We start from the raw sequence: 14,690 nt of genomic DNA on the forward strand, positions 1-14,690 counted from the left end.
CGGGGCTCGCTCGGCGGCCACCAACACCGGGGATTGCTCGGCGGCCACCAACACCGGGGCTCGCTCGGCGGCCACCAACACCGGGGATTGCTCGGCGGCCACCAACACCGGGGCTCGCTCGGCGGCCACCAACACCGGGGATTGCTCGGCGGCCACTGTAAAAGGCAAAGAGTCTGTTGCCATGGCTCTCGGCTACCAAAGCAAGGCCAGAGGTGCCCTTGGGTGCTGGATTGTTTTGGCCGAGTGGGCTTGGGACGATAAAGGCGATTGGCACATTATAGATGTTCAGTGCGCCAAGGTGGACGGAGAGAAAATAAAGGCCGATACCTTCTACCGCTTAGAAAACGGCAAATTTGTTGAGTGCGAGGATGAGGAAGAATGAAACGCATGATCGCAGCCTTTGCAGGCAAGAACAAAGACTTCGGGCTTTACCTCTTAGCCATGCGGACCTGGCTCAATTGGGAGCGGTCCGGAGCGACCAAGAAGGCCGTAAACCAATAACGAGGGAGGATGTCACATGGATAAACAAGCATTAATTGAGCGCCTGCTGGCGCTTCCGGTTGATATCGAGGCAGCGGAAAAGCATGTATTGTCTATGTCCCAGGCCGTTGACGCGGCCCGGGAGCAAGTGGCGACCATTGAGAAGGACGCCATTCTGAACAGTGCCATCACCGGCAAGAACGAGACCGAGCGCAAGGCACAGATGGCCGCCCTTACGGCTGAGGCCAGACAGGCTGTCGCAGAGGCAGAGACCCAGCTAAGTATAGCCAGAGTGGCCTATAACCGGCTGCTGAACGAGTTTAGAGCGCTGCAGGCAGTGGCCCAGTTGTTAAGCAAGGAGGTGGCGTAAGTGGCGGTTGACAAGGCTCTGGTTCACAACCAGGACGGTATGATGCACTTGGAGGGAAGTAACATCCACGATATGGCCGTGCGGCTGAGTGAGATGAAGCAGAAGCTGGACCTGGTCCAGAAGTTTTTCAAGGACGTAATGGTCAAGGATGTGGACTACGGGGTTATCCCGGGGACACAAAAGCCTTCCCTCTACAAGCCTGGGGCCGAGAAACTTTGCGAACTGTATAACTTCGCCATCGTCATCGCGGAGAAAGAGGAAGAAAAGGACCTCCAGTCCGGCTACTACCGGGCAAAGATAGTGATCCGCCTGGTGCACCGCGGGACAGGAGCATTGGTGGCCGAAGGCGCAGGCGAGGCCAACGTCTACGAGAGCAAGTACCGCTGGCGTTGGGTTTATGAGCGGGATTTGCCCAAGGGAGTCGATAAGGAGTCCCTGGTATGCAAGGAGTTTGAGGGTAAGAACGGCACCTATAAGAAGTACCGGATTGAGAACGCCGATCTCTTTGACCAGTGGAATACCGTCCTCAAGATGGCCAAGAAACGGGCGCTGGTAGATGCGACCCTTTCCGCCACAAGGTCCAGCGGTATCTTCTCCCAGGCCGAGGATGAACTCGACGCCTGGATTGAGGGCGAGGCCGATGAGGAGCCGGTAGAACAACCATACACCAAGCCGCAACAGACACAGCAGCCGCGGCAGCAGCAACAGCGGCAGAGCGCCCGGACAGAGAACAACAGGAATTCATCCCAGGGCCAGAGCCGTGGCCCGGCCAACCCCAACGCACCGGCCAGCGAGGCCCAAGTAAAAGCGATCTTTAGCGCCGGTAAGAGCAAGGGGTTGTCGAGCGACGACATCAAAGAGATTGTTTTTCGCCAGTCAGGTAAAGAGGTCAATGGGTTGACCATGGGCGAGGCCAGCAACCTCATAGGGATGTTGCAAAACACCAGCAGGGACGACCTGATGGCCTTGATTGCCGCATCGTTTAGTGATGACTTCGGCGAAGAACCGCCTTCCCTGTTTGGGGGTGGGCAGGCATGAAAATCGCCCATCTGGGAGACGTTCACTGGGGCCTGGGGTATCCCGGGCCCTCCCCCGAATCCCGCTTTGAGGATATTACCCGGGTCATGGACTGGGTTGCTGACCGTATAATTGAGGAACGATGTGACCTGGTGCTGTTTGCCGGCGACGCCTTCAAAGACGCCCGGGTATTCCTGGACCGGGCCAGTTTGGAGATTAAGGCCTTCGTTGGCTGGCTGAGGAAGGTCGCGGCGGCTGGCATCCCGGTGATAGCGATAAGTGGCACGCCTAGCCACGACGCCATTGCAGCCTACAAATTGATCCAGGAGATGCAAATCCCTGGTGTCGTCATAATCACAGATCCCATGGTCATCCGGCAGGAAGGGCTATCCGTTGCCTGCCTGCCGGGGCTCAACCGGTCCTCGCTGGTTACCCAGGAGGAATACCGCAACCTTCCACCCCACGTAATCCACCAGATGATGACAGACAAAATCACGGAAACATGCCAGGAACTACAAACGAAGTGCGAGCGCCCGACTATCCTTCTTGCCCACATTACCTATGACCTGGCGGACAAGGGCTTTGAGGACGTTCTGATGCAGCATGAGCCGGTGCTCACCCAGGAGGCGATCCATGACTTTGACCTGGTATGCCTGGGGCACATTCACCGGCCGCAGCAAAACGGAAACGTGTTTTACTGCGGGAGCCCGGAACGTCTGGGTTTCAACGATGAGGGCGTAGAAACCGGGGTCTGGCTACATGAATTTAGCGAGGCAGGAGCGATAACATCTCGGTTTATCGAGACCCCGGCTCGGGAGTTCGTGACCTTGGACTTTAGCGAGGGTGCAGTTAAGGATTTCCTGGATCGCGGGCTGCCACTATCGGCTGTTGTCAAGGTTAAAAACGCCGTGGTGCGGATCAAATATTCCTGTCCCGAGGACCTAGCCAAGATGCTGGATCGCAAAGCCCTAGAAAGGGCCATGTATGAGGCCGGCGCCTTCTATGTGGCCGAAATCAAGGCAGACGTTCAGCGGCAGGAGAGAACCAGGGATGAGGAGGTCACCGAGGCCCTAGGGCCGGTAGAGGCCCTGGCTAGGTGGGCCCGTCAGCAGGACATGCCGGATGAGGAGATCGTGACCCTGCAGGCCATGACTGCAGGGCTTTTGGAGGAGGTGTCGATATGATCCCTCTGCGCATTGAAGTGACCAATTTCGGAGCTATCCCGCATGCGGACATTGACCTCTCCAATGTTGCCCTGGCGGCCGTAGCTGGTCCAAACGGAGCCGGCAAATCAACACTATTCACTATCGCCCCGATGTTCGCCCTTTTCGGGGCCACGAAGAACGGATGTAGTGTAGACGATATGGTCCGCACTGGCACACAAGAGATGGCCGTCAGCTTTGAGTTTGAGCACAGGGGAGAGACCTACCGGGTTACCAGGACCCGCAGCAAGAAGGGCAAGGGTAAGAGCACCCTCGAGCTGCAGCACCTGGTAGGCGGCCAATGGGTGAGCGAATCCGGGACCACCATCCGGGAGACGGATGAGAAAATCAAGGCGTTGCTCAACCTCGATGAGGAGACCTTCGCCGCATCAAGCATGATCCTCCAGGGGCGGGCGAACGAGTTCACGGTCAATCCCCCCGGCCAGCGGAAAGCGGTCCTGGCTCAAATCCTCGGGCTGGAGGTTTACGACGACCTGCAGGAAAAGGCCCGGGAGAAGGAGCGGGCCGCCCATGTAGCCCTGGAGAAAGCCAAGGCCAAGGCAGCGGAACTGGATGAGAAGCTGCAGACCCGGGCCGGGCTGCAGGATGAATTGGCGGAGATAGAGACTCAACTGGCGGACCTGGCCAGGGAGATCGAGGGCAAAGAGGCGGAGTTGCTACAGGCCGAGGAACAGGCCCGAGGGGCCGCGGCCAAAGCTGAGCGGGCCAGAGACCTTGAAAGCCAGATCAAGGCTTTGATGGATGAAATCACGGCCAGGCAACAGGAGCGCCAGAAGCTCCAAGAGCAGGCCGAGCGGGCTAGGAAGATGCTTGATGCCGAGGCTCAGATTATCGCCAAGGCCGCAGAACTGGAGCAGGTAAAACAGCAGATCACCGAACTCAAGACCAGGCAGCCCATACTGGCCGAGGCCCAGACAGAAGAAAACCGCATCGCAAGCGAGTTGCGCCGGATTGAGACCACCATCGGCAAACTGGCATCCCAAATTGAGGCTACCCAGGCAGCCCTGGCCAGCAAGGAGGCTTTAGAAAAGGCGGCGGCCGATTACCAAAAGGCCATGACTGACCTGGAAGCATTAGATGCCCTGGCGGAAAAGTGGCGGGCATTGGACGCGCAAGCTAAGGAGGCACAAGCGACATGGGGGCGAGCTGACGCGGAGTTTAAGGCCCGTGTCAAGGCGCTAGAAAAAGAACTGGCCGATCTCCGGGCCAGGGCCGCCATGCTGGATGACAGCGGATGCATTGACCCGGAGCGGGCAGCCTGCAGGTTCCTGGCCGATGCCCAGGCCGCCAAGGCCCGAATACCCCAGGTCCAAGCAGAATATGAGGCGTTTGACCCTGCGGAGATCATCCGGCTAGAGAAGGGCTGGCATGATTTAGAGGCCCAGCGGGACGCCCTGGGGTACGACCCGAAGGAACGGCAGCGCCTGAAAGACATGGCCGCAACCCTACGGCCCAAAGCTGAGCAGGCCGCCCAGTTGGCCTCCAAGGCCGAGTTGCTCCAGAACTTACAGGAGCAGCAGCGGAGTGCCGAAGAGCAACGGACCGAACTTGCCAATAGGCTTCAGGAGGTTCGACAGAAGATCGGACAACTGGCTGGCGAGTTAAAGACTCTGCCCGCCCTTGAAGAACGGGTCAAAAAGCTAGAAGGCTGGGCCAAGGCCAAAGAGGAACTGCCGGCGGCCCGCCAGATAGCGACCACCGCAGCAGAAAGGCTAGAGGCCATCGCCAGAGAGGTCGAAACGAAGGAAGGCCGGGCCAAGGAACTGGAGCAAGAACGCCAGAGCCTCCTGAAGAATGCCGCCCAAGCTCCCGCATACAAGGCCCGGGTCGAAGAACTAAGGCTGGAGATGAGACGGCTACAGGAGCAGCAAAACAGCACCTATGCTCGGGTAGGCAGTCTCAAGGCCCTACTTGAGGCACTGGACAAAGCCCAAGAGGAGCGGCAAAAGCTGGCCGCCGAGATGGAGCCCATGGCCAAAGACCTGACCCGGTGGCAGACCCTGGTCAAGGCCTTCGGCCGCGACGGGATACCGGCCCTGATCATAGAAAACGCGGTACCTGAACTGGAACGGATCGCCAATGAAATCCTGGGCCAGATGAGTAAAGGAGGGCACTCCCTGAAATTCGAGACCCAGCGCGACCTTAAGAGCAGGGCAGGCGTAGCAGAAACACTGGACATTATCGTTTCAGATTGGAACGGGGAACGGCCATACGAGACATTCTCAGGCGGTGAGCAATTACGGATTGACTTCGCCATCAGGTTTGCCCTGGCGGAGTTACTGGCCCGACGAGCCGGCTCCAGGGTGGAATGGCTGACCGTTGACGAGGGCTTAGGAAGCCAGGATGCGGAGCACAGGGGCCTGGTCCTGGAGGCCATCAGGGCGGTGGCCGACAGGTTTAAGAAAACCTTGGTAATCACCCACATTGAAGAAGCCAAAGCCTTCTTTGGCCAGGTAATTTACGTGGAGCCAAACGGGGCGGGGACGGATGTGATGGTGGCATGATAAAGATTATTCCCGGCAAACACCTGGGGGCGTTCGGCTTGATGCCGGCCGCCCCGGGCACCTGCCCGGAGTGCGCGGTGGACCATCCACCCGAGTTGCCCCATAACCAGCAGAGCCTTTTCTTCCAGTACAAATTTTTCAACGAGCACGGCCGGTGGCCGACTTGGGAAGATGCGATGGCCCACTGCTCCGAGGAAATGAAGGAGTTCTGGCGGGTCGAGCTTCGGAAGCGGGGTGTGGAGATATGATTCTCTTCAAACCCGAGCACGTTGCCCCCATTATCAAATATTAGGAGGATTAATCATGAATAATGTGGTGTTGTTTGACGATGTTGGCAAGCCGAGCATCATGGTTAGGGTGCCGAAATTCAAAGTTTCAGATGTGATACCAGGTGGTAGAGAGGCCACGCATCCCGCCTTCATAATTGACGGGGTGGAGGTTCCCGAGATTTATATTTCAAAGTACCAGAACATCATAGTGAACGAAAGGGCCTACAGTCTTCTGTTCCAGGAGCCGGCGGTTGACATAACCTTTGACCAGGCGAGAAGGGCCTGTGAAGCCAAAGGCCAAGGCTGGCATTTAATGACCAACGCCGAATGGGCGGCGATCTTGCTGTGGGCGAAGAAAAACGGCACCCTGCCCCGCGGGAATAATGATTGGGGTTCCAATATCGATCACCCGGATGAAAAGGGCATTTGCTTCGACGACTGCAAAGTATTGACCGGCTCAGGCCCTGACACCTGGGCGCACGACCACACGCGGGACGGTATCTTCGACTTGTGCGGCAATGTCTGGGAGTGGTGCTCAGGGGTGCGGCTGCTGAACGGAGAGCTACAGATTGTCCCTGACAACAACGCCGCCCGGCGCACAGACCAGTGGGAGCCGGTGACGGCGGGCGGGAAAACCCTGAAGTATTCCGAGACGGAACACGGGCTGATGATCACCACGAACAAACCGAAGGGGAGCTGGAACGGGTGCCGCTTCAACGCCCTGGAGGCCGACATAGATGTGCCGGACATCCTGAAGGAGCTGGCCCTGTACCCGGTTGACGACACTATCACGGATTACTTCTGGGCCGGACTGAAAGGTGAACGGGCTGCCCTCCGTGGTGGGCTCTGGAACGATGGCTCGCATGCCCGGGCGGGGTTCGCGTTGGCCCTGAGCGAGCCGCCGTCGAGCACGAGCCTCGGCCTCGGCTTCCGCGCCGCTTTTGCCAATCTGTAATCTGAAACTCTGGTTATCTGGACCCTGAGCGATAGCGAAGGGACTAAAAGCGAACCCCGGGCGTCCCGGGGTTCGCGAGGAGGATCAAACACACGGCTGAGGTGCAAGACGATGGCCCAAGAAAGAAAATCCAAGCTAACCTTCGGTAGCCTGTTTGCTGGTATAGGCGGCTTCGACAGCGGATTTGAGGCGGCAGGGATGCGCTGCCTTTGGCAGGTGGAAATAGACGATGCCTGCAACCGTGTGTTGGAGCGACACTGGCCGGGAGTCAGGAGGTACAGAGATGTCAAGGAAGTTGGTGGTCACAACCTTGAACGAGTTGACCTTATTTGCGGAGGATTTCCCTGCCAGGACCTCAGCGTGGCTGGACGCCGTGCTGGATTGGCTGGAGAGCGATCCGGACTGTTCTTTGAATTCATGCGTATCATTGATGAACTCTCTCCCGCTTGGGTTGTCATCGAGAACGTCCCTGGCCTTCTGTCATCCGCGGGGGGGGGCGACATGGCTACCGTCCTCGGGACGCTGGCAAAACTCGGGTATGGGTACGCCTACCGCGTGCTTGACGCTCAATACTTCGGAGTGGCCCAGAGACGCCGACGTGTGTTCATTGTCGGACATCTTGGAAAGCCCTGGTCCGCACCTGCAAAAGTATTATTTGAGCCGGAAAGCTACGACTGGGATTCTCCGCCGAGCCGAGAAAAGAAATCGCTCTCTGCCTCACTCCTTGCAAGCGGCGCTGGAACAAGTCGCCCAGCGGGCATAGGGTCGGAAGCGGATTTTCTTGTTACCCAAGCCCTTACAGGCGGCTTTGAAAAAGACGGCCCGGATGACAACCTTGCCCAAGGGGGATTCTTGGTTCCAGAGACGGCAAAGGCGGTAAACACAAGCACCGAGAGGATGGACGGAACTGTCGAGACCTTTGTTATCCAGGATGCCGCCATGCCGAGAGACAAGAAGCAGAACGGTATCGGGATAACCGCCGGAGGCCCGTGCTACACGCTGGACGGCCACGGTGCCCACGCTGTAGCGCATACGCTACGTGCCGAGGGTTGCGATGCCAGCGAGGACGGGACCGACCGGGGAACGCCGATAGTGGCGGTGGGGTTCCAAGAACGAAGTGACCTGTCCCACGCCCTGCGGGCAAACCCATCCAAGGCGGATAAACCAGATTCCACGACCTATGTCGCGAGCAGTATGGCGGTTCGCCGCCTGACGCCGCTCGAATGTGAGAGACTGCAAGGCTTCCCGGATGGGTGGACGGCTGGCGAAAGCGATGCGGCACGGTACAAGATGCTGGGGAACGCCGTATGCCGGAAGGTGTCAAAGTGGCTTGGGAAGAGGATTGTGGAGGTGGCAGAAGCATGAGCAATGTCACAAGCTATGAGATTAAGGCAGCACTAGCTAAAAAGCACGGAGATCGCGAGTTCTTTATAACCGAGTGCAAGAACGGGCCGACGGGTACCGGTCTCCTGCAATTCGACGGTCTTGCTATTTACAAGAGCTGGGCCCACCCTCGCATTGTAGGCTATGAGGTAAAGGTCAGCCGGTCGGACTTTCTACGGGATAACAAATTTTACCTATACCTCCCCTACGTCCACGAGCTTTATTTTGTGGTACCGACTGGGCTAATCGATAGGAACGAGCTGCCGATGACGAGGTGATGAAAAAGCACGGCATGGGATACTACTGGAACCGCGCGGAGACCCTCGACAAAGCCCTCTCCCGCTCCTACCCTGCCGAGCTTGACCTCGTGCAGAACCAGCTCCAAGTCGCAATTAAAGAGATCGAAAAACTCAAGGCCAAGGAGGTGCAGTTATGAACCAGACAAAGATTGAATGGGCCGAGGTTACATGGAACCCGGTCACTGGGTGCACGCCAATTAGCCTTGGCTGCCAGAACTGTTACGCGCGTCGAATATCCACCAGGCTCCAAGGGCGGTGTGGGTACCCGGAAGGCGATCCGTTTAGGGTGACATTGCACCCGGAAAGGCTGGACGAGCCTAAGAAGTGGCAAGGAATCTGGAGAAAAAACCTACCAAAACCAAAACGAATATTTGTCTGTAGCATGAGCGATCTATTCCATGATGATGTACCCTATGAATTTCTATTCAAGGTATTTGATGTAATTTACATGAGCCAGTACGGAAAATACATGACACCAATAGAACCGCATACGTTCATGATTTTAACTAAAAGACCAGAAAACGCCTTGAAATTTATAACCCATGCCTTGCCGCGCTGGGGAGGCAAACCTTTTCCTCATCTCTGGCTCGGCGTCACTGCCGAGAACCAGCAGGCCGCAGATGAACGAATCCCCATTTTGCTACAAATACCAGCGGTGGTACGGTTTGTATCCGTAGAGCCGATGCTGGGGCCGGTGGACCTCGGTAAATGGATAGGCCCGCGAATGTGCTACTGCGGCTGGCGCGGGTACGAATGGGAAGAGGAAAACGATCCGGAAAATAACGGCGAAACCCTATGCCCCAACTGTAAAGCAAGCAGTTTATATGAACTTGGAGATGTAGACACATGTTGCGGCTATCCAGATGACTATGAACGACATCCTATCCACTGGATTATTGTTGGCGGGGAAACTGGCCCAAACGCGCGCCCGGTTCATCCTGATTGGGTACGTAGCCTGCGGGACCAGGCGGTGGAGGCGGGAGTGCCCTTCTTCTTCAAGTCATGGGGAGAGTTTAGGGAAGTTCGTCGCTATAATTCCTGGCCCAAGTACGCAGATACAGTCGGGCGCGTGGCGCGGGCTATTGGAGTGTCTAGGTCTGCCCTTCTTAACGCTGACGGTTCTGAACTTGTGAACGGCGGCCCGGATCATAAAGTATATCCTATCAGCCATCTTGAACGAGTCGGCAAAAAGAACGCTGGTCGCCTGCTGGACGGCCGGATATGGGAAGAAATCCCGGTGGCGGACAATGCTTGAACCCAGTATATCAGGGGAAAGTGAGGTGCATTGGTGTGGTTAACGGCTTAACAACCCGCATTTCAAGCCTGCAGATGGACCCCGGCGTAGCTGAAGCACTGACAGCTCTTGAGGTGGCACAGAACCACCTAGATCAGGCTCATGGGCCAGACATGGTGGAGGCGGCCTGTTATGAGGTTTCGGCTGCAGAACTGCGATTGAGGGCCGCCATTAGGCGGGCCAAAGCGGAAAGGGGTGAGATTATTGGTCAAATGGCTGCCAGCGGAAAAGGGGTATGTGAAAGTCAAGGCGCAGTGCCCCGAGTGTGGCCTCATGGTGGCCGGCAAGGCAGATATCAAGAACGGTAAGATGGATATCCCTTGCCAGTGCGGGCGGGCTACGCTCCAGGTCCTGCTGACAAACGGATTTGAGTGGGAAGTGGAACGACCGGTGGCGGAAAGTAATTTTTTTTGATCTATGAGATTAGTAATTCTAACCTATGTTGCCAACGGTCTCGGGGGAGGGTTGATGTTGTACACAAGAGTTGAAAGCAGGTTTTGGCAAGACGAGAAGATGCGCACCGTTTCGGATGATGCGCGATATCTCATGCTCTATCTTTTAACGTCTCCTCACCGCAACATCCTGGGGTTTTACTTCCTGCCCTCCCCCTATGCTTGCTTTGACCTGGGTTGGGACGAGAAACGGTTCCAGAAAGGGTTGCAGGAACTACTACAGACCGGTCGGGCGAAATATGATGCGAGTGCGCATGTAGTGCTCATTCAGAACTACCTCAAGCACAATCCATTGGAAAACCCAAATCAGGTTAAAAGCGCTATCGAGAGGCTGGAAGAAATACCGCAAACTCCATTATTTCAGGACTTTTTAGCTGTTGTGGAGCAAATCGATAAACCGTTTCTTCAACCGTTAGTGGAACGGTTACGGAAACGGTTATACCAACCAGGAACAGGATCAGGAACAGGATCAGGAACAGGATCAGGAACAGGATTAAATACGCATGCGCCTGACGGCGCGTCTGCGCAACCCCAAAATCCATGTGACCAACCTGCTGACCAACCTGGCGAGCAGCGAAAGCGGGCCAAGACCCAGAAGCAGGACGAGTTATTTGCGAGGTTTTGGGCGGCCTATCCCAAGAAACGGTCAAAAGGTCAGGCCGAGAAAGCGTGGGCTAAACTCCAACCGGACGAGCAGCTCGTGGAGACAATGTTGGCAGCCATCGAGCGGGCCAAGAAATCCGAGGAGTGGCGTAAGGAGAACGGGCGCTATATCCCCTACCCTGCTACTTGGTTAAACGGCAAGAGGTGGGAGGATGAATACACAGCAACGGAGGTGAATGCAAATGCAGAGCATTGGAGACATACTCCGGAACCACCGGCTTTTGGAAGCACAGCCCAGGCCAAAAACCGGTTTGCGGGCCTTGCCAGAGACGGAGGAACGGGACGTATCGCTGGAGGCCAAGATGGCCCGCTGGGAGGCGGAGATGGCCCGCTGGGAGGCGGAGATGGCCCGTCGGCGAGAGATACTGGAGAAGGCGCCGGTGGCCACGAAAACCATAACATCTCCCGAGGAATGCCCATGGCGCGATAACTGGCGGAAATGCGAGGATTGCCAGGGCGGTATGCGTGAAGAAAGCCAGATCGAGCCGGAACCGCTCAGGACGGTTTACGACGTTAGCGCGTGCTTCACCGAGATGCGCTACCGGGAACTGATTAAGAAAAGCGGGCTTATGGGCATAGAACTACACCACTTCTTCGAGAATGCCACTTTAGACAAGTATAACCGGGAGCTTTATACCCGCCTGATGAAGTGGGAGCCTTCTGCTGGGGGCGGAATCTACATAGCCGCCGAGAAGGACCAGAACAACCCCCAGGGCAATGGGACGGGCAAGTCTTACGCGCTGCATGCACTGACACACAGGTTGTGCCGCCTGGGTGTTCCCTGCCTCTATGGGCGCACGGTGGATTTCTTGATGCAGCTCAGGGCGGCCTATGACGACGACACTCAGGAAAGCGAGCGAAGGGTGTTAAGCCGTTATATCAATGTGCCGGTGCTTCTCTGGGACGACCTGGGCAAGGAAAGTTTTAGGACCGACTGGGGGCCGGAAAAGTTTTATTACGTGATTGACTACCGGGTGAGGACAAATAAGCCAATCATCATCTCGACCAACTTTGACCTGGGAGAAATCGAGGCCAAATTTGGGCGCGACAACTTTGGCCCGGCTATAGCCAGCCGCTTGGCGGGATTTTGTGAGATGTGGACCCTGGGAGGGCCTGACAGGCGGGTCAAGGGGAGGTTTGCCAGGTGATAGCTTTACAAAACGGGCTTGAGGGGCAGTTGTGGCAGATTATCGTGGACGCCTATGGGTACGACGAGGACACCCACCTGTTCTTGCGGGAAATCAGGCAGACTGGATTACTTGCTTGGCTTGCCAAGTGCATTGAGCACATAGAGAGCGACCTGGTGTTCATGAAATACCGTAAGGGCTTACCAGTTTGGGATGAAACCATCAGGGACGCAACTATAACGCGCCGCATGATGGAAGTCCTCACCACCGGCCAGGATCGCGGGCAATATCTTGGTGCTGGCGACGACCGCCTGCGGGCTGGTGTGGCAGATGCTTAGGTTTCCCTGTGGGTTTGAGGGGCGGCTTGGCATAAGCGAAAAACCGCCAGGCATCGCCCAGAGGGGCAACCCAAAGGGCGATGAGTGTAACCGGTGCCCGCTGGGCATTCACTTGAGGGCGGATTGGACAATTTGCAATGCAAAGATTTTGCCGGAAGGAGGGGATGAAGAATGAGCAAGGTTTATTTGGCTGGCGGTATAGATGGCCTTTCACGCGAACAGGCGACCTGCTGGCGGCAGCGAGCAACTGAGGTCCTGCAAAATAAAGGCTTTGAAGTTATCGACCCAACCCATGGCAGGGACATGGAGATGGTTTACGACCCCCGGGAGGTAGTCGGTTCTGCTTTCGCAAACGTGGACAGTGCAGATATCCTCCTGGTTGAAATGAACACCCCCGGTCACGCCTACATCGGGACGGCCATTGAAATCCGCCGGGCGTGGGAACAAGGAAAACCCATCATTTGTTGGGGTACGGCCAACAGAAGCAGCTACTTCTTGCGTTACCATGCCACGGAGATATCGGAAACATTGGAAGAAGCGATTGACCGTGTGGTGGCCTGGGCAATGGCCGAGGAATTGGCTCTCGGGGGTGAGCTTTGATGGTGCCGTGGTGGGCAGCACTACTGGCTTTCTGGGTGGGCAGTATCGCAGGCTTGTTGACCACGGCCCTGATGGTGGCGGCAAAGGATGGTGATGGACATGGCGGCACAGCATAAACGCCCCGGGCGAAAGGCGAAGGAAGAACGAATTGCCAGGGCACGGGATCGGGAGGTTAAAAAGCAGACCAAAGTGGTAATCGGGTACCCACATCGTGGACAAGCCCGTAATGATATCGGCCCTGGCCGCTTGGTGATATGGGCGGAGGTGGTGGAGATTGCCAAGGGGAAGAACAAAGAAAAACGAACCTACCCCGCCGCGCCCGGCACTGGGTCAGGCCGAGAAGGATATGCGAGAGCAGCGGAAAGCTCTACGCGATAGGGAATGGCAGTTCAACCCGCCTATTGTGAACGTGAATATCCAAACAGGAAAGGTCACCTGGTACCGCCCACTGTTTGGGGAGCCGAGGCGGGGCCCTGGTGACCAGAAAGGAGGAACTATAAATGGCAACTGAATACTTTGATGCCCCAGAGGTTGAAGAAGTGGCCAGGCAGTTGATCAACACTATCCACTGGTCAACCCAGAAGCGGGAAACATGGGGCAAGGCCCAAAGGATAACCGGCCAGCAGGCATTTTTGACCGGGCTGGACTTCGTGATAACTATCCACCGGGATGTTTGGAGCCAGTTAACCAGTGAAGAACGTATGGCGCTAGTGGATCACGAACTCTCCCACTGCTGCCGTGGTGACGACGATCCTAATGGGAACCCAACCTGGTACATCCAGGGCCACGATGTCGAGGACTTTATTGGGATAATCAGGCGGCATGGTTTGTGGAGACCTGCGCTCAAGAAACTGCATAAGGCCGTGCAGGAACACGAGCAGCTGACGTTATTTGAGCGGGTGGAGTTCCTGCCAACGGGCACAGAAGGAATTACGCAGTGATGGGCGTGAAATGGGATGCCCAGGTAGAGTCCACTTCTCCCCCATCCGTCTGGATTTGCATACCGATACTGCCGCCGAGCTTGAACGAGTGGTCACGTAAACACTGGAGGGTGAGGCACCGGGCTGTTGAGGAAATGACCAATAACCTGCGGCTGCTGGCGTTGGCGGCCAGTTTACCGAAAATCGAGCGGGCTGAGGTCCGCTTGGTCTATTACTTCAGGGACCGGAGGCGTCGGGACCCCGACAATTATGCCGGGAAGTTTATTTTAGACGGCCTGCGGAAAGCCGGAATTATTTCAGACGACAATGCCGGGGTCCTTCGCCTGCCACAGCCTGTATTCCAGGTGGATAGGCAGGCGCCGCGGACGGAGGTTTTGATTACCGAGTGGAAGGAGTGAGGCCATGCAGGTAAGCGAACAGATCAAGGCAGAGATAACGGCCAGGCCGGAGCGAATGGACGCCGTCACCCATGGCAAAGTGACCTTTGTGATCCAGGACGGGAAACTGGTCCGGGTTGAGGTTCAGGACGGATGGGTGACGAGTCGAAAAGGAAAAACAACAACAGCCAAGTAACGCATGGCTGACCCGTATATCGGGAGGCCGATGCTACTGGTAATGCGCCAGTGGTGTCGGCCTTTTTATTTAGGGGGGGTGGGAATGTGCGCGAGGATATGCGTGATCTGCTAGATGAATACTGCAAGTCCCTGGCTACGGTCAGGAAACTGATCCGCCAGGCCAGGGCCAACGGGAGAGAGGCTGACCAAAAGCTACTCTA

General features: G+C 56.6%; 21 protein-coding genes and 1 pseudogene. 21 read left to right on the forward strand and 1 reads right to left on the reverse strand.

All coding sequences use genetic code 11. From position 1 onward, the window contains the following. The 13 genes from HPY90_RS12550 to HPY90_RS12610 form a co-directional block, all read left to right on the forward strand. A partial coding sequence (locus tag HPY90_RS12550) for a YdhT family protein (protein WP_502707211.1) occupies positions 1-382 on the forward strand: 382 nt, incomplete at its 5' end. Beyond that, positions 379-501, forward strand: coding sequence for a hypothetical protein (locus HPY90_RS12555; protein WP_287194946.1), 123 nt, complete (start codon positions 379-381; stop codon positions 499-501). The genes HPY90_RS12550 and HPY90_RS12555, both read left to right, overlap by 4 nt. A gap of 16 nt (positions 502-517) precedes the next feature. After that, complete coding sequence (locus HPY90_RS12560; RefSeq protein ID WP_287194948.1) at positions 518-850, forward strand: hypothetical protein; 333 nt, start codon at positions 518-520, stop codon at positions 848-850. Then, positions 851-1,888, forward strand: coding sequence for a hypothetical protein (locus HPY90_RS12565; protein WP_287194949.1), 1,038 nt, complete (start codon positions 851-853; stop codon positions 1,886-1,888). Beyond that, a complete protein-coding gene (locus HPY90_RS12570; protein ID WP_287194951.1) occupies positions 1,885-3,051 on the forward strand; it encodes a metallophosphoesterase family protein in 1,167 nt (388 codons plus the stop codon). Before HPY90_RS12565 ends, HPY90_RS12570 begins: the two co-directional genes overlap by 4 nt. Then, positions 3,048-5,594: an AAA family ATPase gene (locus HPY90_RS12575; RefSeq protein ID WP_287194952.1), complete on the forward strand. Its 2,547-nt coding sequence runs from the start codon at positions 3,048-3,050 to the stop codon at positions 5,592-5,594. Before HPY90_RS12570 ends, HPY90_RS12575 begins: the two co-directional genes overlap by 4 nt. Beyond that, positions 5,591-5,842, forward strand: a complete 252-nt coding sequence (locus HPY90_RS12580) for a hypothetical protein (RefSeq protein WP_287194954.1) — start codon at positions 5,591-5,593, stop codon at positions 5,840-5,842. Before HPY90_RS12575 ends, HPY90_RS12580 begins: the two co-directional genes overlap by 4 nt. A gap of 55 nt (positions 5,843-5,897) precedes the next feature. Further along, the gene (locus HPY90_RS12585; RefSeq protein ID WP_287194956.1) at positions 5,898-6,818 is read left to right on the forward strand and encodes a formylglycine-generating enzyme family protein; all 921 of its coding nucleotides are present in this window, start codon (positions 5,898-5,900) and stop codon (positions 6,816-6,818) included. Positions 6,819-6,929: 111 nt separating this feature from the next. After that, positions 6,930-8,183: a DNA cytosine methyltransferase gene (locus HPY90_RS12590; RefSeq protein WP_287194958.1), complete on the forward strand. Its 1,254-nt coding sequence runs from the start codon at positions 6,930-6,932 to the stop codon at positions 8,181-8,183. Beyond that, positions 8,180-8,479, forward strand: coding sequence for a hypothetical protein (locus HPY90_RS12595; RefSeq protein ID WP_287194960.1), 300 nt, complete (start codon positions 8,180-8,182; stop codon positions 8,477-8,479). The genes HPY90_RS12590 and HPY90_RS12595 overlap by 4 nt, the downstream gene beginning before the upstream one ends. After that, positions 8,476-8,637, forward strand: coding sequence for a hypothetical protein (locus HPY90_RS12600; protein WP_287194962.1), 162 nt, complete (start codon positions 8,476-8,478; stop codon positions 8,635-8,637). Before HPY90_RS12595 ends, HPY90_RS12600 begins: the two co-directional genes overlap by 4 nt. Beyond that, positions 8,634-9,755 (forward strand): DUF5131 family protein, encoded by a 1,122-nt coding sequence (locus HPY90_RS12605; protein WP_287194964.1) that lies wholly within the window; start codon positions 8,634-8,636, stop codon positions 9,753-9,755. Before HPY90_RS12600 ends, HPY90_RS12605 begins: the two co-directional genes overlap by 4 nt. A gap of 243 nt (positions 9,756-9,998) precedes the next feature. Continuing rightward, a complete protein-coding gene (locus tag HPY90_RS12610; protein WP_287194966.1) occupies positions 9,999-10,208 on the forward strand; it encodes a hypothetical protein in 210 nt (69 codons plus the stop codon). Between the two features lie 358 nt (positions 10,209-10,566). Here HPY90_RS12610 and HPY90_RS12615 read toward each other — a convergent pair whose 3' ends face one another. Continuing rightward, positions 10,567-10,788: a hypothetical protein gene (locus HPY90_RS12615; protein ID WP_287194968.1), complete on the reverse strand. Its 222-nt coding sequence runs from the start codon at positions 10,786-10,788 to the stop codon at positions 10,567-10,569. A 68-nt stretch (positions 10,789-10,856) separates the two neighbouring features. Here HPY90_RS12615 and HPY90_RS16365 point away from each other — a divergent pair. The 8 genes and pseudogenes from HPY90_RS16365 to HPY90_RS12650 all read left to right on the forward strand — a co-directional run. Next, positions 10,857-11,039, forward strand: a pseudogene (locus tag HPY90_RS16365) (LvrA C-terminal domain-related protein); the annotation flags it as partial. Positions 11,040-11,091: 52 nt separating this feature from the next. After that, a complete protein-coding gene (locus tag HPY90_RS12620; RefSeq protein WP_287194970.1) occupies positions 11,092-12,057 on the forward strand; it encodes an ATP-binding protein in 966 nt (321 codons plus the stop codon). Further along, positions 12,054-12,374 carry a hypothetical protein gene (locus tag HPY90_RS12625; RefSeq protein ID WP_287194972.1) on the forward strand — a complete coding sequence of 107 codons (321 nt, stop codon included), beginning with the start codon at positions 12,054-12,056 and terminating at the stop codon, positions 12,372-12,374. The genes HPY90_RS12620 and HPY90_RS12625 overlap by 4 nt, the downstream gene beginning before the upstream one ends. Before the next feature lie 171 nt (positions 12,375-12,545). After that, on the forward strand, positions 12,546-12,974 hold the full coding sequence (locus tag HPY90_RS12630) for a nucleoside 2-deoxyribosyltransferase domain-containing protein (RefSeq protein ID WP_287194974.1): 429 nt from the start codon (positions 12,546-12,548) through the stop codon (positions 12,972-12,974). 99 nt (positions 12,975-13,073) lie between these two features. Beyond that, entirely contained in the window at positions 13,074-13,352 is a 279-nt protein-coding gene (locus tag HPY90_RS12635; RefSeq protein WP_287194976.1) for a hypothetical protein, read from the forward strand. A 122-nt stretch (positions 13,353-13,474) separates the two neighbouring features. After that, on the forward strand, positions 13,475-13,915 hold the full coding sequence (locus tag HPY90_RS12640) for a putative metallopeptidase (RefSeq protein ID WP_287194978.1): 441 nt from the start codon (positions 13,475-13,477) through the stop codon (positions 13,913-13,915). After that, entirely contained in the window at positions 13,912-14,313 is a 402-nt protein-coding gene (locus HPY90_RS12645; protein ID WP_287194980.1) for a hypothetical protein, read from the forward strand. Before HPY90_RS12640 ends, HPY90_RS12645 begins: the two co-directional genes overlap by 4 nt. Positions 14,314-14,317: 4 nt before the next feature. Beyond that, entirely contained in the window at positions 14,318-14,488 is a 171-nt protein-coding gene (locus HPY90_RS12650) for a DUF2292 domain-containing protein (RefSeq protein ID WP_287194982.1), read from the forward strand. Positions 14,489-14,690: the final 202 nt, after the last annotated feature.

Source organism: Syntrophothermus sp. (genome assembly GCF_013314835.1).
Taxonomy (GTDB): domain Bacteria; phylum Bacillota; class Syntrophomonadia; order Syntrophomonadales; family Syntrophothermaceae; genus Syntrophothermus; species Syntrophothermus lipocalidus.